Below are 21,310 nucleotides of genomic sequence, written 5' to 3' on the forward strand. Positions count from 1 at the left end.
AGCACGAGCCTCACGGCTCGTGCTTTTATTCTATATACCGGTGTCATCATACTGATGTCATCGAGACTTTTCTATCCCGTCAGCCGGCTACCTCTTCTCCTTTCAGCGTAGCCGAACTGGATTCGGTAACCTTCACCATCACAAAATCGCCCACACGGTGCGTGCCACGGTCAAACACCACCACACGGTTTTGTTCCGTACGGCCGAACAACTGGTCACGACTACGTTTGGAAACACCTTCCACCAGCACCTCGTACGTCTTGCCCACGCAACGGGCATTCGCCTCGGCAGAGAGACGGTTTTGTAAGGCGATGATTTCATTCAGACGGCGAATCTTCACCTCCTCGGGCACATCGTCCGGCAGGTACTTGGAAGCATGCGTACCGGGGCGTTCGCTGTACTTGAACATAAAGGCGGAATCGTATCCGCACTCCTCCATCAGCGAGAGGGAAAGCTGGTGGTCCTCCTCCGTCTCACTATGGAAACCGGAGAATATATCCGTAGATAAGCCACAATCGGGGATGATGCGGCGGATGGCTGCCACGCGGTCCATATACCACTCGCGGTCGTACTTGCGGTTCATCAGCTTCAGGATGCGGCTGCTCCCACTCTGTACCGGCAGGTGGATGTGCTTACATACGTTGGGCATGTCGGCAATGACCTGGAGAGTTTCGTCGCTCATGTCTTTAGGGTGCGAGGTAGTGAAACGGATACGTACGCCCGGCGCTGCCTCTGCCACGGTGCGCAGCAGCATTGGAAAAGTAATCGTCTCTCCGTCCGGCTTCTCGAAGCGGTAGGAATTGACGTTCTGTCCCAGCAGGGTGACTTCCTTATAACCCTTTGCCACGAGGTCGGCCACTTCATTGAGGATGCTTTCCACATCACGGCTACGCTCACGGCCACGGGTGTAGGGAACGATGCAGTAAGTACAGAAATTATTGCACCCACGCATGATGGAGACGAAGCCGGAGATGTGGTTTCCGCAGATACGCGAGGGGATGACATCCCGATAGGTCTCTGTGGTGGAAAGCTCCACGTTGATGGCTTTCTCACCGGCCTCTACCGAGGCAATCAGTTCGGGCAGAGTAAGGTAGGCATCCGGCCCCACCACCAGGTCCACATGATGGTTGGTGATTAAGTCGTCCTTCACACGCTCTGCCATACAGCCCAGCACACCCACTATCAGGCCGCGTTTCTTCTTCTTGAGCGAGTGGAAGAACTCCAGACGGTTCAGAATCTTCTGCTCCGCATTGTCGCGGATGGAGCAGGTGTTCATAAACACTGCATCGGCTTCCTCCAGGGTGTCGGCCACCGAATATCCCGCCATCTGCATGACGGATGCAATCACTTCACTGTCGGCCACATTCATCTGGCAGCCGTAAGTCTCGATAAACAACTTCTTGTTGTCATCAGCAGTTGCAGATTTAAAGTCTGCTCCCGTTACTTTTTCCATAATCAGTTCGTTTAAAATCAGTTTATATCATAAGTTGGTATCTGTCATCCGGAGCGCAAAGATACTTCTTCCCTCCCAATAAACGGATGAAATGAAAGAAAAATGCCATTACAAGTTGTCAATCTGCGCCTTATCAGCTAATTTATGTTAAGAGAGCAAACATTTTCCGAGTGTTAATTTGGCATAGAGCAAATTAATTCACAAATTTGTGGAATGAAAGAAACATTAGATTTTTTCATAGTTAAGGTTTAGGTTAAAAAAATTAAGGGGAGCTGTGAAGCTGCCCTTTTTTATTACCAATTCCTTGGCTGTAATCAGATTAAATAATTAACTTTGCCCAAAAGCAAAGATAAGAGATAATTGCACTATCTTTGGGTGGAAAATCAAAAAGAATATGGAAGATGTCTTCAAGTTTCTGTTAGTTGCGGCTGTCATAGTAATCGGACTCGTCAAGCAGTTTAAGAAAGAAGCAAATAAAAATGCTGACAAGAGTCCCGACATACCTATGCCCGACGTTGACAACCCACTGCCCGAATACTGGGGCGGAGATACTTACGGAGGCTTTATTCCCGAAGGCCCCAAGCCGGCAGAAAAGCCCAAGCCGGTATCCAAACCGTCTGCCAAATCCAAGCACACTTCCATAAAGGCTTCCCCTCCCTCCCCGGCATCCCGTCCGCAGGAATCCGATGAAGTAACGTCCGAATACGGCATCCACTCGGCAGAAGAAGCGAGGAAAGCCATCATCTGGTCAGAAATACTTCAACGGAAATATTAAAGACAGTCGATAATTGCAGAACCAATTACGAGCCCCTTCAGAATCTTTACACGAAAAAATAACTATTTATATTATGGCACTCAATTACATTTCGGCAGCAGAAGCTGCGAGCCTGATTAAACATGGCTACAACATCGGCTTGAGCGGATTTACTCCCGCAGGAACAGCCAAAGCCGTTACGGCTGAATTAGCAAAAATCGCGGAAGCAGAACATGCAAAAGGAAACCCGTTCCAGATAGGTATCTTCACCGGTGCTTCTACCGGAGACTCTTGCGACGGTGTGCTCTCGCGCGTCAAGGCCATCCGCTACCGCGCGCCCTACACCACCAACTCCGACTTCCGCAAAGCCGTGAACAATGGCGAAATAGCCTACAACGACATCCATCTCTCACAGATGGCGCAGGAAGTACGCTATGGTTTCATGGGAAAAGTAAACGTTGCCATCATCGAGGCATGCGAGGTTACTCCCGACGGTAAAATCTACCTGACGGCAGCCGGCGGTATCGCTCCGACTGTCTGCCGCCTGGCCGACCAGATTATCGTGGAACTGAATGCCGCCCACAGCAAGAACGCCATGGGCCTGCACGACGTCTACGAACCCCTCGACCCTCCTTACCGCCGCGAAATCCCCATCTACAAACCGAGTGACCGTATCGGCCTGCCCTACATCCAGGTAGACCCGAAAAAGATTATCGGCGTAGTGGAGACCAACTGGCCGGACGAGGCACGTTCGTTTGCCGCCGCCGACCCGCTGACCGACAAAATCGGACAGAACGTGGCCGACTTCCTTGCCGCCGACATGAAACGCGGAATCATTCCGCCTACCTTCCTGCCGCTGCAATCCGGCGTGGGCAACATTGCCAATGCCGTATTGGGTGCTTTGGGACGTGACAAGACCATCCCGCCGTTTGAAATGTACACAGAAGTCATCCAGAACTCCGTTATCGGACTTATCCGCGAAGGCCGCGTGAAATTCGGCAGCGCCTGCTCACTGACCGTAACGAACGATTGTCTGGAAGGCATCTACCAGGATATGGACTTCTTCCGCGACAAGCTGGTGCTCCGTCCGTCGGAAATCTCCAACAGCCCGGAAGTGGTGCGCCGGCTCGGTATCATCTCCATCAATACCGCCATCGAAGCCGACATCTACGGCAACGTGAACTCCACGCACATCGGCGGTACGAAGATGATGAACGGTATCGGTGGAAGCGGTGACTTCACCCGCAATGCCTATATCTCCATCTTCACCTGTCCGTCCGTTGCCAAGGAAGGTAAAATCTCGGCTATCGTGCCGATGGTTTCGCACATGGACCACACGGAGCATGACGTCAACATCATCATCACCGAACAAGGTGTGGCCGACCTCCGCGGCAAGAGTCCGAAAGAACGTGCACAAGCCATCATCGAAAACTGTGTTCATCCGGACTACAAGAACATTCTGTGGGATTACCTGAAACTGACCGACGGCAAGTCACAGACTCCCCATGCCCTGCGCGCCGCACTGGCTATGCACGCTGAGCTGGCCCAAAGTGGAGACATGAAGAATGTAGACTGGGCACAGTATAAATAAACTGCTCCCTAAAAAGGCGGAGAGAAACCGCCCGAAAGATATGCCGCGTTGCATGTATATTTCCGGTTTGCTGGATCTATATATGCAACGCGTTGCATATATAGATGGAACACGCTGCATCTATAGATCCAACAACAAGCTATTTCAGTACCTACTACATCCCTGCATCAATTCCTGGCAAAACCTCCTTCTTACCGGTAAACTCACTATCTTTTGCTTCAGTTTCCTTTTCAGTTTCTTCAATCGATCTCTCACCGAGCCAACACTTATCGTTCGCATTGAGTGAAAAACTGCAATAATTTGTCTAGAGAAATACTTGCCTCCATTTGATCCCTCCTATTCATTGAAAACGGGCTGCCTGGAATCACTTCCCGGACAGCCCTTCCTTCACATTTAAAATGAAGATGCAGAGAGAGTAGTATGATGACACTCTATTCCTGACCTCCCCCTAACGCCTTGTAGAGGTTAATCAGGCTTTGTATTTCAGAAAATCGATTTGCCGTCTGTGCCAGTTGTGCATTGAGCAATGTCTGCCGGGCGGTAAGCACCTCCAGATAGGTGGTGTTGCCATGCTCCATCAGCAGGGAAGTGCTGCGGGCAGCTGTCTGCAAGGAAGCTACCTGCTTGTCCAGCAGTTCGCTTTTGGATAGGCTTGTCTGCCAGGCAGTCAAGGCATCGTTCACCTCGCTGCCTGCATTCAGCAATGTCTGCTGGAAGGCAAGGGAAGCCTCCTCCTGCTGGGCACGGGCTATGCGGTACTGTGCAATGACCTGCCCGCGGGCAAAGAGCGGCTGCGTCAGCGAACCCACTGCCGAAGCCAGGAACTTGCCGGGATTCACAATCATTGAACCGGCAGAATTGGTCCAGCCCGCACTCCCGCCCAGCGTGATGGAGGGATAGAAGGCAGAGCGCGCCGCATTGGTGCCGTAGAACGCCGCTTCCAGTGTCCGCTCAGCCGAGCGGACATCAGGACGGCAGGAAAGCATCTGAACAGGAATCCCTATAGAAAAGCCCACAGGGAACTGCTGCTCTGCCAGCACACCGCGCTCGTAATGACGGGGCGTCTCTGCCAGCAACAGCGCAAGGCTGTTCTCCACCTGGTTTATCTGTTCTTCCAAATCAAGCACGGAAGTCTGCACCTGATAGTACGTGGCCTCCATCTGCGACACGGCGGACTCGTTCGCCATGCCCGCATTCATCAGGGCACGGGTGGAAGCAACGGTTTCCCGCCACGTCTCTTCGGTCTGCCTGGAGATGGCAAGCTGCTGGTCCAGCATCAGCAGGGTATAGTAAGTATTGGCTATCCCGGCAATGAGCTGGGTACGCACGGCCTGGCGATAGTCCTGACTCTGCGCATAGAGCGCCTTCGACTGTTTCTTGGCATTGCGCATGCGGCCGAAAACATCCAGCTCCCAACTGGCAGTAACGGGCAGCGAATAGGTCTGTGTGGCCTTGTGGCTGTCAAAGCTGCTCACCGTGCCCTGCGGCGCAAGGGCAAAGGAGGGCAGGAAGGCAAGCTTTGCGGACAGCAGGGTAGCTTCGGCTTCCTCCACGCGGAGCTGTGCCGACTGGTAGTCGGTATTGTTCTGCAACCCTTGTCCGATGAGTGCCTGCAGATGTGGGTCGGTGAAAAGCTCGTGCCAGTCCATGCCGCCCAGGCCAAGGTCCAGGCTGTCTTCGGTGGCAGCCGGAGAACCGGCGAGGCTCTCCGTAAAAGTGGCTATTTCTTCCCCGTAGAGGCCGTCGGGGACCTCGGTAGCAGGTTTGTATTTGGTGTACACGCCGCAACTGCTGAACAGCAAACCGGCGGCGGACAATAGGATGATATGTTTCTTCATTGTTCCAATCTGTTTTTATTTTATTTTCCTCAATCTTTCGCCCGTTCTGCCTCACTCTTCTGCTTTTCAAGCAATACCTGCATATCGGCTTCTTCCTCCATTGGCGGACGAACCTTCTCCTGTAAGTACTCGAAGATGATGTAGAACACCGGAACGACGAAAAGCAGCGCTAGCGTTCCGATGAGCATGCCGCCTACTACGCCCGTACCCAGCGAAGAGTTACCGTTGGCGCCCGCACCACTCGAGAACATCAGCGGAAGCATACCGAATATCATCGTCAGCACCGTCATCAGGATAGGACGCAAACGGACCTGGGCGGCCGAATAAGCTGATTCCACAATGCCCATTCCCTTGCGGCGCCGCTCGATGGCATACTCCGTAATCAGGATGGCCGTCTTGGCGAGCAAGCCAATCAGCATAATCACACCCGTCTGCAAATAGATGTTGTTCTCCAATCCCAGAACCTTGGCAAAGAGGAATGAACCCATCAGCCCGAACGGTACGGAGAAGATGACCGCAAACGGTATCAGGAAACTCTCATAAAGACATGCCAGGATGAGATAGATAAGGAAGATACAGATGGCATAAATAAAGACAGTCTGCGCACCACCAGTATTGGCTTCCTCACGTGCCATACCTCCGTACTCGTAACCGTAGCCCAGCGGCAATGTCTGTTCTGCCACTTCCGCAATCACTTTCTGCACTTCACCGGACGAATATCCTTCCGCCGGATTCACATTAGCGGCGATAGCGCTGTACAGATTGAAACGGTTTGCCGTCTCCGGACCGAGCACCTTATTCAACGTCACGAACTGGCTGACCGGAGCCATCTCCGTACCGTTGCGCACAAACATATTACCCAGTGCTTGTTCGTCCAGACGATATTCGGGCGATGCCTGCATCATGACGCGGTACACCTTGCCAAACTGATTGTAGTTGGAAATATAGGCACCGCCGCAATAGCTGCCCAATGCGTCGAGCACCGCACCCGGCGAGATACCCGCACGCTTGCACTTGGCAGCATCCACATCTACCGATACCTGCGGGAAATTCATGGCATAAGAGGTATACGCCATAGCCACTTCGGGACGCTGGTTCAACGCACCCAGAAACTGTATCACTGCCTCGTAGAACGTAGCCATGTCACCACCCGTTCTGTCCTGTAGGTTCAGCTCCAGGGAGTTACCCATACCATAGCCCGGAATCATACCCGGCTGGAAGCTGAATATCTGTGCCTCCTTCACACCGTAGAACTGTGCATTGAGACGGGCCACCACAGCGTCGGACGTGTGTTCGCTCCCCTTCCGCTCGCCCCAGTCCTTCAGACGGATGATGATGGTACCGTAGGAAGTGCCCTGACCGGACATCAATCCGTATCCTGCCACCTTGGAATAGTGTTCTATCTCGGGAGTGTTTTTCAGGATGTCCTCCAGCTTGTTCATCACCTTCGTGGTTTCTTCCAGCGTGCTTCCCGGAGACGTGCTGACGTTCACCATGATGACACCCTGGTCCTCCTGCGGCACAAGCCCCGTCTTGGTGGTACTCATCAGGTAAACCAGCAATACGACGGTAGCCGCCAATGAAGTCCACACCATCCAGCGGTGGTGGATGAAGAACATCACACCTTTCTTATATTTGCCCAGCACGGCGTTGAACGAGGCATTGTATGCCGCACGCACCCGTCCGTTGATGCTCTTCGCACTCTTCGTACCGTCCGACGGACGCATCATGATGGCACACAAGGCGGGACAAAGCGTCAATGCCGAAATCATGGAGATGCCCACCGCCGTTGCCATCGTGACACCGAACTGCGTATAGAACACGCCCGAAGTACCGCCCATAAACGTCACGGGGATAAATACCGCCATGAACACGCAGGTACAAGAGATGATGGCCATCGTCACATCGCCCATCGCATCCTTCGTGGCAAGGTAAGGGGACTTGTATCCGGCATCGAACTTGGACTGCACCGCCTCCACCACCACGATGGCATCGTCCACCACCGTACCGATGGCAAGCACCAACGCAAACAGCGTCAAGATATTGAGACTGAACCCCGCAGCCACCAGGCAGGCAAACGTGCCGACCAGCGACACGATAATGGAAATGGAGGGTATAAGCGTACTCTTGAAGTCCTGCAGGAAGAAATACACCACCAGAATTACCAGTATAATGGCAATGACCAGTGTCTCCACCACATTGTGTATGGAAGCGAAGAGGAAGTCGTTGGAACTCATCATCGTCACAAATTCCGTCCCTTCGGGCAGGCTCTTCCTCATCTCGTCTATCTGTGCGGTAATCTGCTTGTTGACGGCGGTTGCGTTGGAGCCTGCCGTCTGGAACATCATGAAAAGTACCGCCGGCTTGCTGTCCATCTCACTGCGGAAACTATAGGTCAGCGTACCCAGCTCCACATCCGCCACGTCCTTCAGACGGAGCACGGAACCGTCACTCTGCGAGCGTACCACCGTGTTCTGGAATTCCTCCACACTCTTCAGACGTCCGCGATACTTCATCGTAAACTGGAACACGTTCTTTGAATTCTCGCCCAGCGAACCGGTAGGCGCTTCGATGTTCTGCTCGCCCAATACGGCGGTCACATCCGAAGGGACCAGTCCATACTGCGCCATCCGTTCCGGTTTCAGCCAGATGCGCATACTGTAGGTATCACCCAGCTCCATTACGTCACCCACACCTTCGATACGTTTGATTTGCGGAATCACGTTGATGTCGAGGTAATTGGCAAGGAACGTCTGGTCGTAGCGCCCGTCGGTGCTCACCAAAGCGCCGATTTGCAGGAAGCTGGTCTGCCGCTTCTGGGTAGTCACACCGATTTTCGTCACTTCGGCGGGCAGCAGTCCCTGCGCCTTGGATACGCGGTTCTGTACGTTCACCGCAGCCATGTCGGGGTCCGTGCCCTGCTTGAAATAGACTTGTATGGTGGCAGAACCGGCATTGGTGGCGGTAGAACTGATGTACATCATGTTCTCCACACCGTTGATGCTCTCCTCCAACGGCATGATGACACTGTTCAGCACGGCTTCGGCATCGGCGCCGGTGTAGTTGGCACTGACATATACCGTAGGAGGCGCAATGTCAGGATATTGTTCCACCGGCAGCGTAAAGAGCGAAATGAGCCCTATCACCAGAATCAGTACGGAGATGGAGATAGCCATCACCGGCCGTTTTATAAATATATTTCCTTTCATCTTAATGGGTCATTGATAGTTGATAAAATAGCAATCATCATTTCACTTGCGTTCCTTCGCGCAGCAGTCCGGCACCTGTGGAAACAATCTCGTCACCCACTTTCAGTCCGTCCAGCACCACGTATTCGCGTCCGTCATTTATTCCTGCCACGGTAATCAGGGTAGAGACGGCCTTGCCATCCACTACCTTGTATACCAACGTCTTGTCCTGCAACTGTACGGTGGCTTCTTGCGGAATCACAATGCAGTTCTTATACGTGGCAGGCACCACCACCGTGCCCGATGCCCCGCTATGGAGCAGGCGCGATTCGTTGGGGAAGACCACGCGTGCCACTACCGTACCCGTCTGGCGGTCGATGACACCACTGATGGACTCGATGGTACCTTTCTTGTCGTAGACGGAATTGTCGTTCAGACGCAGCTCTGCCGCCGGCATGTTCTTCAGCGCCTCGTCCATGCTGCCGTACTGGCGTGTCAGGGCGAGCAACTGGTTCTCGGTCATGGAAAAGTAAACGTACATGTCGCTGTTGTCACTGACCGTTGTCAGCGGTTGCGGCAAGCTGGGGCTGACCAATGCCCCTGCACGGTAGGGCAATGCCCCCACCACCCCGTCGCTGGGACTCTTCACTTCCGTATAAGAGAGGTTGTTGCGTGCGCTTATCTCCTGGGCCTCGGCCTGCGAGAGTTGCGCCTTGGCGGTAAGGTAGCTGTTTTCGGCAGTCTTCAGGCTGAATTCCGAAACCACTTTCTGCGCATACAATTCCTTGTTGCTGTTATAAGTCAGTTCGGCAGTAGCCAGTGCGGCACGTGCCGCTTCCACATTGGCAACGGCCGTTTTGAGTGCAGCCTTGTAGGGAACCTGGTCGATGATGAAAAGCAGTTGTCCCCGGCGCACCTTCTGCCCCTCGGTCACACAAAGCTTCTCGATGGTGCCCGACACTTGCGGATAAATATCTATGTCCTGCCGTCCGCGTATCGTTGCTGAGTACGAAGTGGAAAGCTCTTTGTCCGTCGCCTCCACTTTCATGGTAGCATAAGAAGGTTTCATTCCGGAAGCATCCGATGCCTGCTTGCAAGATGCCAAACACATTGTACAACCGACAATCCCTATCAGCCGTATCCATTTCCTGTTCAATGTAATCATACTTTTTCTCATTGTCTTTTTGTTAAAACTGGTGGCAAAAGTAGGAGAAAGGAACAACGCCATAATGACCAATTACACTCCAAAGATGTTCCTTTTTCGACATTCATCTTTTTTAAGGCTAATGAATTGTCTATAAATGACATATAGAACAAGAAAGCCGCATAATGGAACATCCCATATTTCCCATTATTCACCAACTTTGCAAAACGAAAAAGGAAGAATATGGAGAAAGGGAACATAAAAATCGTAGAAATCGCGGACTTTAAAAACAGCGAACATGTCCTTGACTATGTAGACAATGACTTTGTCATAATCAACAGTCTGGAGGGAAGCCCCTACAATGAAGATACAATAAGATTGGGATGCTTCCTTATCGCTATCTGTCTAGAAGGCTGCATCCAGTTGGACGTCAACTACAAAACCTACCAACTGGAAGCAGGCGACTTACTGCTCGGCCTTCCCAATACCATTATCAGCCACGCGATGGTAAGCCCGAAGCACAAGATAAGGCTTGCCGCATTCTCCACACAGTTCCTACAACGCGTGGTCAAGATGGAGAAGGATACATGGAATACCGTTATGCATATCCACAACAATCCCATAAAGTCTGTCGGGGAGGAAGGGGACAAGGAAATCTTCAAATTCTACCGAGAACTGCTTATGGCAAAGATAAACGACGAGCCTCATCACTATCACAGGGAAGTGATGCAATACTTGTTTTCTGCCATTTTCTGTGAGATGTTGGGACACCTCAACAAAGAAGTGAACCCTTCAGAAATGACAGTCGATACAAAAGAAAGCATCAAACAGTCCGACTATATCCTGCGTAAGTTTATAGAGATGTTGTCCAAAGACAACGGCATACACCGTTCTGTAGGATATTATGCCGATGCACTCTGCTATAGTCCCAAACACTTTTCGAAGGTCATCAAGCAGGCATGCGGACGTACACCGCTTGACTTGATTAACGAAAGTGCCATCGAGCACATCAAGTACCGGCTGAAGCATTCGGACAAGTCCATCAAGGAGATTGCAGAAGAATTTAATTTCCCCAACCAGTCTTTCTTCGGGAAGTATGTGAAGTCTTATCTGGGTATGTCTCCGGCACGCTACCGCAATACGAAAGAGGAATGATTTCCCCTACTCTTGGGGCTCACTCCGTAAAGGTCTGCATTAGGAAGCTAAACCTTAACTTTACGACGCTAAAGGTCAACTTTACGATGGCTAAACCTCAACGTATCACTTCATCACACACCGCATCCTGGAAAGCGCGTGCTTCCCTGCCCGACAGTGCATTCTGGTTCATGATGGCAAAGGCTATCTCGTGTCCGTTGCGGGCTTTAAGGTAGCCGGCCAGGCAGTTGATGGCGGTAAAGGAACCCGTCTTGGCATGTACATTTCTGTGGGAAAGGGTGCCTTTCTTCATGCGGAACTCCAGTGTACCGTCCACGCCGCCAATGGGCAAAGCCTTATAAAGTTTCTGGAAAACATCCGTACGCGAGTAGGCATATCGCAGGAAAGAAACCAAGAGTTCCGGTGAAATGTAGTTGTAATTGGAAAGGCCGCAACCATCTGCCAGATTATACCTATCGGGGTTATATCCCATCTCTTTTATCAGCATGCGGATGGCAGAAAGCCCGTCCTCGGCAGAGACACGCTTCTTTCCGCTGCTCTGCACACCCAACCGGCAGAGCATGGCTTCGGCATTGAGATTATCGCTCTCCTTCATTATCTGTTTCACCACATCCTGCACGGAAGTTTCGTAGGAAGCCATCCGTACGGAGAGGCTGTCTTGCCGGAACTCACCGAAGAGGTAAGAGACTTCCGCTTCTGCCGCCGGAATGCACCGGATGCCTCGTGCCTGCAACCGTTCCATAAAGGTATGCATGAAGAAGTCCTGCGAAGAAAATATATTGACCGTACCTGCACGGCGGGCATCGACGTTGCCCGTCACGGTGATGTTGTTCCCGTTCACCAGCCAGTCGCGCGACACACGGAAACGTCCGGCAGAAGGGGTACGGCTTTGGGTCTTGTTCGTCAGTGTATAATAGGAAGAGGCGGGAGTGCATTCAAGGCGTGCGCTGTCGCCCCGTTCGCCGGGTGTGGCGGTAACCTTCACCACTCCTTTATTCAGCATCAGCGGTGAGAGGTAGGGCTGGAAGGAATAGGGAGTATCATCCCACAACCAGCCGCTGCCCCAGTACAAGGAGTCTTTCATGGAGACATCTCCATACACCTTGCCTTTGATGACAGAGAAGGGGAAACGGGCCACGGTAGCCACCAGGGAATCCAATGCCTCTTCATCAAACTCCGGGTCGTAACCGCCTATCACATACATATCCCCCTGCAAGGTATCGCGCTCAATGGTTCCCTGATACCACACTTCCGTACGGAACGGCTCGTCGGCTTCGGGACGGGAAAGGGCGGTAATGGTGGTCAGCAGCTTCATGGTGGAAGCGGGACGGGAAAGCTTGTCCGCCTGATAGCCGTACAAGGGCTTTCCGGCAGTCAGGTCATAGACCGAAATGGCCACATTAGAGCCTGCGGGAAGTTTGTGTTCTATCAACGCATCAATCCGCGCAGAGAGCGGCTTCACCGGAGTTACCGTCTCTTGGGGCCATAATGGGAGCAGGCAGACGGATAAAATTAACAGCAACAATATCCTTTTCATAAATATATTTATCTTTAAAGGCAAAAGTACGACAATCTTACAAATGAACAACAACGAGGTAGTCTTTTCATAAATTATATCCAGCCATCCATCTTAATATTCCTTTAAAAATACTACTTTTGCATAGATTGCATAGGCAAAATCTCCCAGTTACTATCACTCTAAAATTGATGTACCATGAAACTACAACTTACAATTGCCAGCTTTACAATATGCCTCCTTTTCTCCCCCATGCTTCGGGCACAAGAATCTCCGCGCATTGTCAGTTATGACTTAACCGTACAGATTGATGTACCGAACCGACAAGTCGAAGTTGGCGGTTCGTTTGAAGTCGATTTCCATGACAGTGACTCAATCTCGTTGGTACTATGGCGCCATGCCCGTATCGACACACTACGCCACAGCAGCCGGGAGATAACCTACCGTTTCGATACGCTTGCCCCGGCACCTGCCCAATTCATTCCCGACGGACGGACCTTGACCCTCTACCGGCCGGCAGGAGCCGATGACCGCTGCCGCATAAATACCCGTTACACACTCTACATGCAGGAAGTGCAGGGCCCTGCAAAATCATTCAATGACCATTGGATTGAACTTGGTTACTATACGGGATGGTATCCTGTCTGCAACGGTAACCGGGCAGATTATTCGCACTTACGAATCGGCATCACTGACGGTTATACGGTGAGCGGCTCAGGTATTATTTCCCATACAGAAGAAGGGATATGGGAAATGGAGCAACCTTGGGAGAATTTCGACAATGTTATCCTGGCTTCACCCATGCTGAAAAGCCGCCGCATCAATGATAACGGAACTACCATTGAACTTATCTATACAGACTTCCCGGATGCCGGTGCAGACTCGGCACTTCAATGTTGCCACAATGCCTTGAAATTCTTCCGACGCCTTTATAAAATTGCGGGAGATGAGAATATTTACATGAAATTCCTGCTTTCAGCTTCCGGCACCTCAGGAGGGTACAGCCGTAAAAATTTCATTATGCTCAGTTCCCGAACATTCAATGAATATGTACTCAAGAACACCGCCCACGAAATCGGCCACTTCTGGTGGAACAAGGCTCCGGTGGAATCTTGGCACGACTGGCTGAACGAATCTTTTGCCGAATTCAGTGCTTTGCAATACATACGCCACGCCCGCGACGAAAAAGCCTATGCCGCTTACATCGACGCCTACCGTAAGGAAACACGCCATATCCGTCCTATCTGGGGTATTGACCGCAACGACCGCGAAGCGCATCTTGCCCTCTATAGGAAAGGGTCAGTACTACTCGCCGACCTGCTTGTCCGAGTGGGTGAAGAACCTTTCTTCAACTTTCTGGCAGGTGTCATCCAAGCCCATATAACAGACACATCGGCTTTCCTGGATTTTGCGGAAAGCCGATTGGGACGTAAAAACCGGGACTGGATTGAAAAGCGGTTAAAAGAATAAACACCTGATTATTCTTCAACTGTTCCTTTCGCCACCGGCTTCTCAAAATGAGTGCCGCACTTCCTGCATACATACTCCCAATGCTCAGTGCCCGGAGGTGCGGCCGACAATGCCGCAATAACAGCAGCCACCACAGCACGCACCCGATGGCTCTTCTTCAGCACAAACTTAATCTCATCCGAACCGCAATGGGGGCAGTACCTCAACTGTTCCGGAATCATCTGGTTCCGTTCAAGCAGGCGGAGGGCATTGTCATATTCATCTTCATAAACAAATATATCCACTCCCGTGACATCACGGACATATCCGCGCATCACGGAAGACATGTTTTCATTATGCAAAACAGACGCAATGCCCTCATTCTTCAAGGCACCCTGAATGACGTGTGCCTGGAAGGCATCGTCGCAGGTGATTAGCTTTACGGTTTTCATCTTTTATGTTTATATGAAACAATAGTCATGGGTTCTACAATGCCTCCTTGAATATCTCTCCCACCGTGGGGTGCGGAAAGACAATCTTCTTCCATCCATCGGCAGTAAGTTTCAGTTCAATAGCCATGCCTGCCAGCGTGATGATTTCCGAAGCGGGATTACCCAAGACATGTGCCCCCAATACGGTATCGTCACTGCCCAACAGTAACTTGCAGACGCCATTCACTCCTTCATTCTCTGCTACAAAGCGACCACTGTACGCCATCGGAAGCTTCACAGCACGATAGGCAACGCCTCTCTTCTGCAGGGATTCTTCTGTCTCGCCCACACCGGCTATTTCGGGATTAGTATATACCACGCCGGGGATGGCACGGTAGCTCATGGCATCCTTCTTGCCAATGATGGAATGTATGGCTACTTCCGCCTCGCGGACGGCTGTATGCGCCAGCAAGGAATATCCCGTCAAGTCGCCGCAAGCATATACTCCGGGAACTGAAGTCTGCATCTGTCCGTTGACAAAGACATTTCCGCGCTCCGTTCTTTCCAAGCCCAGATTCTCCAATCCGAAGCCTTTCATTACCGGACGGCGCCCGACACTCATCAGAAGCCGTTCGGCAACGACGGAACCGGGACCGTCGGCTGTTTCATAATTCACCTGGATAAGGGAAGAAGCTTCGGCAGTATCCGGCATGACAGACACTACTTTTGCACTCAGCATGAACTTGATTCCCCGCTTGGCGTACTCTGCACGGAGCATACCCGCCAGCTCTCGGTCCATACCGCCTCCCAGTATCTCGTCCAGCATCTCGACGACGGTTACCTGCACTCCCAGGCTGTTGAAGAAAGAAGCGAACTCCATACCGATGACACCGCCGCCGATGATGGCAAGCGAAGCGGGCAGTTCCTTGTTATCCAGTGCATCACGATGAGTCCAATAGGACACTTTGTCTATGCCGGGAATGGCAGGGACAAAGGTTTCGGAACCGGTGCAGAGCAGCAGGTTCTCGCATTCGTAGGTTTCTCCGCCGCACTCCACATGATTCTTGTCCGTCACTGTGGCCTCTCCGCTGACAATCGTCACACCATGGGCAGTCAGCTTTCCTTTGACTCCCAATACCAGCTTGCGCACTACCTTCTGCTTGCGGGCAATAATCTTGGGCAAATCGAACGATACTTCGGGCACACTGACCGCATACTTTGCAGCATGGCGGGCTCCGTCATAGGTCTTGGCCGAATACAACAAGGTCTTGGTAGGGATACACCCTTCATTCAGGCACACTCCACCGAGACTCTGCTTCTCAAATAGTACGACACTCAATCCTGCTTTTCCGGCAGCTTCGGCAGCAGTATATCCCGCAGGACCTCCACCGATAATGGCAACTTGGTATTTCATGGAATTAATGGTTAGTGGTTAATGATTAGCGATAATTTGTGCGCAAGTTAATAAAACCCGTATTATCCGGCAAAAAAGAGTACTTCTTTCTTTCGGAGAATACAGCGTAAAGAGGAAATAATTATCTTTGTCGTGCAGCATTTACAAAGAATGCCACGTCCAATGGACATAATCAAATAATAACCAACATGAAAACGACTGACTTATTCCAATCCATCCTTTTGTTCGCTCTTTTCCTTTGCGGCCTGACGGCTTGCAATGATAGCGATGAAATCCGCCTCTCGCCCTTTCAGGAAACTACCGTGAAGGGCGAAGCCTCTACCCTGCAGATAGACCTAACACGCGGCGACTGGCGCATAACCTCCATCACCACCCCATGGGGAGACCTCATGATGGATGGCAACAAGCTCCCACAACTGGAAGGTACGGGAAGCCTGCATTATAAATGGTGGGACTTGGAACGGGACACCGACAGCCATCTCATCCTGCACTTTAAAGACAACTTTGACTTAGGTGAATCCCGTAGCCTCATCATCAACCTTGAGATGAAAACGGGACTCTACAAGGAACAAATCATCATACACCAAGAACCGTGCACTAACTTCTATCAGATAGAGTCCATCGAATACAGCGTGGAAGAAGGTGACGGAGTGAAAGAAGCCGGAACAGGACCTGATAAGAGTACCTATAAAAATGAAAATCTGGGAAACACAACCGACAAGCATGACTACTATCCATTCATCAATAAATGGACAGAATACGCATTCATACCCGATGGGCACTCTGATGAAACCTTCAAAAGCATAGACCCGGAGAAACGTAGCATCTATCTGCCCAACCACATAGAAGACGGAAAAATAATCATGGGACAACAACTGTTATTCTTCATCAACCAAGGCAAGTATTACAAAGAAGACGAACTGAGATATAAACATTTTGAAGTAGACATAGTAGGTATGAAATGGAACATATACACTTCAACCATCTACTACAAACGGCTTCAAGTGACATTCACCGCCACTCTTTCACGTCCCGGTAGCGATACAAAGAAGGTACTCAAGGGTAAATTCATGCAGAGATACCCTTATGACTGCTCGGAAATACATCACGAAGTAAAGGATTCTTTAGAAGATTAGAGTCCGGTGTCTGTCAGACAAGACTCCACCTCCTCCCTGCTCAATGCCGGAGCTTGCCCATCGGCAAGCTTGCGGCATACCAACCGACCGGCCGCCAGCGCTTCCACCTTTGTTGCAAATGGCAGGCGACCGCTCAAAGCAGGTATAAAAGGTTGATATATCAGGGTATCGGCTCCATGCAGCACCACGTAGCCGTAACCGCCTTCCACCTCCATCACCCGGCATTTCAACTCATTGCCACCGCCGGCAGTATGACCCGAACAGCAAGAAAGGCATACCGCCATCACAGCCGGTACACCTATCTTTATCATAATAAACATCAGCTTCATAAGTTCCGTTCAGTTATGGGGCGAATCAGACTTCCTCTTCCTCATCGGGTAGAAGTTCGTACACATCATCAAAGTAGCTGGTACCACTTGTTCCTGTCAGCACAAAACCACGTTCGCCGGTAGAGAAACCAACGGCAGCCCTGCGCGAAGAAGCACCGGAAGGATAATTATGTACATCTGTAATGGGGGTAAAGTCGTCATCGGAATCGCCGTACCATAAGTCCTTGTCAGGGTCGTACAGCCAGTAGTCGCTGCTCAAGGAAGTGCTGTTACGTATTCCCGTAGCCACAAATCCCCTTCCACCGATGACGAAGGATACGGCTTCGGACCGTGTGATGGCGTAGTCATCGTCATAGTCATTGTCGGAGTCCGTATCGGCAATGTCACGCAACTGGGTCCAGTTGCTTCCGTCGAACTTCCAGAAATCCACCAGATCGGTACTGTTGTTTCGCCCGCAACAGATGTAGGCCACCTCATCGATGACGAATGCCGTACCGAAGTAGCGCTTCTCGCCTCCATACCCGCTCACCGCTTCCCATTGCGAACCTTCGGCGCCATTGGGGTTGAAACGGTAGAAGTCCATCTTGTAGGCACTCTCGCTGCCGGTAGCGTCGCTGTTGCAGCCCGTACCGACATAGCCATATCCGCCTATACTGAAAGCCAGGGCACCATCGCGTACTCCACCTTTGAAGTCGTCTTTCCGTGTCCAGGTATCCGTGGCAGGGTCATACTCCCAGGTATCTGCTACACAGTAGGACGAGGAGCCGTCCTTTACGGAACCGGTCGTAATGTATCCCTTGCCATTCACGGCAAAGCCCACGGCAGCCTTGCGCCCGGCAACGGGCATGTCGGCACACTGCGTCCAGCTGTTCCGGCTCATGTCATACTCCCAAAGGTCGTTCAGGTAATCCTTGTTCGCTCCGTAGAAGCCGCCACACAAATATCCATAATTGCCGATGGTGAAGCCGGAGGCATAAGCGCGGTACACACCGTTATAGCTGGCTTTCTTCATCCACTGCCCCTGAGTGTATTCATCCTCGTCCGTACAACTGCCGGCAATGCACACGATGGCCAGCAACATTATTCCTACCAATAGTCTGTTCATTGTTTATTGTTTTTTTAATGATTAAGCTTTATACTTCCCACTTTCCAAAACAAGAAGCTGCGGGAGGTCCTTTTTGTCTGTCCGCAAAAGTAAACCACCGCAACCACACCGACAAAAATAACCGACGAACAGTCCGAAATTCCCGTTAAACGCCTTTACCGATAAAAACCGTCCGAACGCCGATTTTTGTAGGAAGATATAAAAGTTTTGCCTTTCCTTTGCCGCCAACTAAAAGAACAGAAATGAAGAAGTCATTGTACAGCTTATTCGCAGTCCTCGCTATCTTCTGCGCCTGCCAGGACGAGAACTCGCAGCTTGGAAAGAGCCTCGTGGAAAGCTCCTTCTATAATGTATACGCAGACACCTGCTCGGTAGACATCAGCACCATCCTGCTAGACTCCATAGAGACCCGGGGCGACAGCATCTGCCAGCTAGGACATTACCGGAGCAGCGCCTGGGGAGAAGTATCCGCCACCTACTATGCCGAATACTCCACGTCCGACTTCACCCCCAACACAGACTATACCTATACCCTCGACTCCCTCGTACTGCGAATGATACCTTCGGGCCATTTCTGGGGAGATACCCTGACGCAACAGCGCATCTCCATCTACCGGCTGAAAAAACCTATCGTGCTGGACAACGACGAGGACCTTTACAACAGCACCGTACTCCCGACGGAAGATGCCCCGCTCTTCAGCTTTACCTTCACCCCCTGCCCGGGGCGGAAGAAGGAAGTAAGCGTCCGCCTGCCCGACTCATGGGGACAACAACTGCTGAATGACCTCGTGGCCCAGGACGACTACTTCGATACCCAAGACAAGTTCAAGAAGAAATTCCCCGGACTGGTCTTTGTTCCCGAAAACGACGGGCAGTGTATCACCGGATTCATGGTGAACGACTCTGCCATGAGCATCAACCTCCACTATCAGGAAGTCTCCAACCAACGTACCGGACAAGTGCTGACTTTCAACGTAAACACCGACTATGCCTATACCGGTATCCGGCACGACCCCACCGGCACCCACCTTGCTTCCCTGAAAAGCGGAATAGAGAACCTCGTCCACTCCAGCGACATGGGTTGCCTGGCCTATATGCAGGGATTGACGGGTTACTACAACCAACTGGAATTCCCCTACCTCAACAGCCTCGGAAGTGCCGGACAGATAGTCTCCATAGAGAGCGCCACACTCTACCTCTATCCTCTGGCCCGGAGCTACAACGAAGTGAGCCAGCTTCCCAATGACATCCGCCTTTATATCACGGACGAGAACAATGTGCTGGAGGACTACGTATACGGCAGTGACGGCGTAACCGTACAGACCGGCGACCTGACCATCGACGAGATGTACGGGAAAGAGACCTACTACTCCTTCGACCTCACCGAATTCATCCGCAACAACTACGGCACTTCGGGCATCAAGCGGCAGAAACTGCTGATGAGTCTGACAGACGAAGAAAGCACCACCACCTTCAACCAGGTCATCTTCACCAACGACCCCGAACAAGAGAGACAATGCAGATTAGACGTAAGATTCAAAATATACAACGAGCAATGAAACGCCATTACCGGATTCCCCTTCTGCTGTGCAGTCTGTGTACGGCAAGCCTCACCGCCGTGGCCCAGAACACCACCAACCTGCCCACCTCCATGTACGGAGTGGGCGAACTGAGTGCCGGTGACGGCGGACGTTATGCCGGCATGGGCAACACGGGCATCGCCCTGAACCGTACCGGATTTCTGAACACGCTGAACCCCGCAGCCATCACCCGCATGGACACCGCCTGCTTCACGTTCGATGTGGGTGTATCTGCCTCATATGCCCGCTACTCCTTTCTGAGCGAACACAGCTCCAACTTCACCGGCAACCCCAACCGCATCAGCATGGGCTTCCGTGTCCTGCCGCGCTGGTATGCCCTTGTAGGTGCAGCACCATACAGCAGTGTGGGCTATGTCATCCAGACCGAAGAAGAGATAGAGGGAATGCCCGGCAACTACACCTACTCGCTCTTTGAGGGTACGGGCGGACTATACCGGTGCTACGTCACCAATGCCTTTGCACTGAGCAGGCAACTGTCGGTCGGCATCAACCTGGGGATGATAGCGGGCACAGTGACGCAAAGCGAAACGCAGGAAAGCGCCGTCGTAAAGTACGAATCTTCTAAACAGGCCTTTTATGCGGACTTCGGCATACATTACGAATGGGGTGCGACCGGACAACGGAAGTGGGCGGCAGGGCTGGTATTTGCTCCCTCCCTTCCCATCAGCCACGACAATACACTGACTTACAGCAACTCATCTACCAGCGAGAACCTCGATAAAGGATACCACAGCCGTACACAATATCTGCCCATGCACCTCGGCACCGGCCTCAGCATAACCACCGAACGCTGGGTGCTGACCGCCGACTACAACTACCTGGACTGGAGCCGCAACTCCTCCTCCTACACTTCCATGAAATACGAGAACCAGCACAAAGTGAACCTGGGAGGCAGCTACATTACCAAGCCACGTCTGGCACGTTCCACCGAGCTGATGGGTGGAATAGGTTTCGGCAACTCCTATATCAACCTGAAAGGCGGGAAGATGCAGTATCTGGAAGCCAGCGTAGGGGCGAGCTTCCCCATCCGGTACTCCTATCTCTCGCTGGGCGCCACGTGGCGGAAACAACTGAACTCACGCAGCAATCTGATGCAGGAAAGCCGGTTCAGTCTGAATCTGAACTTGACGTTCGGGGAAAGAATTTCGAGAGCAAAACTAAAGTAATACAAGGTTCCGGTTCACCACAGATTACACGGATTTTACA

Annotated in this window: 16 protein-coding genes; 7 read left to right on the forward strand and 9 right to left on the reverse strand. The window is 51.7% G+C overall.

Annotation, left to right across the window (positions count from 1 at the left end):
* Positions 1–79: 79 nt before the first annotated feature.
* Positions 80–1,453 carry a tRNA (N6-isopentenyl adenosine(37)-C2)-methylthiotransferase MiaB gene (miaB, locus tag NQ510_RS04600; protein ID WP_005825279.1) on the reverse strand — a complete coding sequence of 458 codons (1,374 nt, stop codon included), beginning with the start codon at positions 1,451–1,453 and terminating at the stop codon, positions 80–82.
* A 394-nt stretch (positions 1,454–1,847) separates the two neighbouring features.
* On the opposite strand from miaB, the gene NQ510_RS04605 reads away from it, so the two are divergent.
* On the forward strand, positions 1,848–2,228 hold the full coding sequence (locus tag NQ510_RS04605) for a hypothetical protein (protein WP_005825277.1): 381 nt from the start codon (positions 1,848–1,850) through the stop codon (positions 2,226–2,228).
* 73 nt (positions 2,229–2,301) lie between these two features.
* Positions 2,302–3,798, forward strand: a complete 1,497-nt coding sequence (locus NQ510_RS04610) for an acetyl-CoA hydrolase/transferase family protein (protein ID WP_005825276.1) — start codon at positions 2,302–2,304, stop codon at positions 3,796–3,798.
* A gap of 431 nt (positions 3,799–4,229) precedes the next feature.
* On the opposite strand, the gene NQ510_RS04615 is transcribed toward NQ510_RS04610, so the two are convergent.
* Genes NQ510_RS04615 through NQ510_RS04625 form a run of 3 tightly spaced genes read right to left on the reverse strand, consistent with a single transcriptional unit; the run spans position 4,230 to position 9,989 of the window.
* Positions 4,230–5,636, reverse strand: coding sequence for a TolC family protein (locus NQ510_RS04615; RefSeq protein WP_005825275.1), 1,407 nt, complete (start codon positions 5,634–5,636; stop codon positions 4,230–4,232).
* A 29-nt stretch (positions 5,637–5,665) separates the two neighbouring features.
* Positions 5,666–8,845, reverse strand: coding sequence for an efflux RND transporter permease subunit (locus NQ510_RS04620; RefSeq protein WP_005825274.1), 3,180 nt, complete (start codon positions 8,843–8,845; stop codon positions 5,666–5,668).
* A gap of 37 nt (positions 8,846–8,882) precedes the next feature.
* The gene (locus NQ510_RS04625) at positions 8,883–9,989 is read right to left on the reverse strand and encodes an efflux RND transporter periplasmic adaptor subunit (RefSeq protein ID WP_034523281.1); all 1,107 of its coding nucleotides are present in this window, start codon (positions 9,987–9,989) and stop codon (positions 8,883–8,885) included.
* 222 nt (positions 9,990–10,211) lie between these two features.
* On the opposite strand from NQ510_RS04625, the gene NQ510_RS04630 reads away from it, so the two are divergent.
* Positions 10,212–11,123, forward strand: a complete 912-nt coding sequence (locus NQ510_RS04630) for a helix-turn-helix domain-containing protein (protein ID WP_005825269.1) — start codon at positions 10,212–10,214, stop codon at positions 11,121–11,123.
* Between the two features lie 97 nt (positions 11,124–11,220).
* On the opposite strand, the gene dacB is transcribed toward NQ510_RS04630, so the two are convergent.
* Positions 11,221–12,660 (reverse strand): D-alanyl-D-alanine carboxypeptidase/D-alanyl-D-alanine endopeptidase, encoded by a 1,440-nt coding sequence (gene dacB / locus NQ510_RS04635; RefSeq protein WP_005825265.1) that lies wholly within the window; start codon positions 12,658–12,660, stop codon positions 11,221–11,223.
* 177 nt (positions 12,661–12,837) lie between these two features.
* Here dacB and NQ510_RS04640 point away from each other — a divergent pair, with 177 nt between their 5' ends.
* A complete protein-coding gene (locus tag NQ510_RS04640) occupies positions 12,838–14,109 on the forward strand; it encodes a M1 family aminopeptidase (RefSeq protein ID WP_005825263.1) in 1,272 nt (423 codons plus the stop codon).
* 8 nt (positions 14,110–14,117) lie between these two features.
* On the opposite strand, the gene NQ510_RS04645 is transcribed toward NQ510_RS04640, so the two are convergent.
* On the reverse strand, positions 14,118–14,540 hold the full coding sequence (locus NQ510_RS04645) for a putative signal transducing protein (protein WP_005825260.1): 423 nt from the start codon (positions 14,538–14,540) through the stop codon (positions 14,118–14,120).
* Positions 14,541–14,574: 34 nt separating this feature from the next.
* The gene (lpdA, locus tag NQ510_RS04650) at positions 14,575–15,933 is read right to left on the reverse strand and encodes a dihydrolipoyl dehydrogenase (protein ID WP_005825257.1); all 1,359 of its coding nucleotides are present in this window, start codon (positions 15,931–15,933) and stop codon (positions 14,575–14,577) included.
* A 188-nt stretch (positions 15,934–16,121) separates the two neighbouring features.
* Here lpdA and NQ510_RS04655 point away from each other — a divergent pair, with 188 nt between their 5' ends.
* The gene (locus tag NQ510_RS04655) at positions 16,122–17,069 is read left to right on the forward strand and encodes a hypothetical protein (RefSeq protein ID WP_061412812.1); all 948 of its coding nucleotides are present in this window, start codon (positions 16,122–16,124) and stop codon (positions 17,067–17,069) included.
* On the opposite strand, the gene NQ510_RS04660 is transcribed toward NQ510_RS04655, so the two are convergent.
* Together NQ510_RS04660 and NQ510_RS04665 are read right to left on the reverse strand one after the other, a co-directional pair.
* Complete coding sequence (locus NQ510_RS04660; protein ID WP_005825250.1) at positions 17,066–17,398, reverse strand: DUF4907 domain-containing protein; 333 nt, start codon at positions 17,396–17,398, stop codon at positions 17,066–17,068. The genes NQ510_RS04655 and NQ510_RS04660 overlap by 4 nt on opposite strands.
* 25 nt (positions 17,399–17,423) lie before the next feature.
* The gene (locus NQ510_RS04665; protein WP_005825248.1) at positions 17,424–18,503 is read right to left on the reverse strand and encodes a Kelch repeat-containing protein; all 1,080 of its coding nucleotides are present in this window, start codon (positions 18,501–18,503) and stop codon (positions 17,424–17,426) included.
* 242 nt (positions 18,504–18,745) lie between these two features.
* On the opposite strand from NQ510_RS04665, the gene NQ510_RS04670 reads away from it, so the two are divergent.
* Both NQ510_RS04670 and NQ510_RS04675 read left to right on the forward strand, forming a co-directional pair.
* Entirely contained in the window at positions 18,746–20,062 is a 1,317-nt protein-coding gene (locus tag NQ510_RS04670) for a DUF4270 family protein (protein ID WP_005825247.1), read from the forward strand.
* A complete protein-coding gene (locus NQ510_RS04675; RefSeq protein ID WP_005825246.1) occupies positions 20,059–21,270 on the forward strand; it encodes a PorV/PorQ family protein in 1,212 nt (403 codons plus the stop codon). The genes NQ510_RS04670 and NQ510_RS04675 overlap by 4 nt, the downstream gene beginning before the upstream one ends.
* The last annotated feature ends 40 nt before the right edge of the window (positions 21,271–21,310 follow it).

Source organism: Bacteroides uniformis (genome assembly GCF_025147485.1).
In the GTDB taxonomy this organism is placed as follows: Bacteria; Bacteroidota; Bacteroidia; order Bacteroidales; family Bacteroidaceae; genus Bacteroides; species Bacteroides uniformis.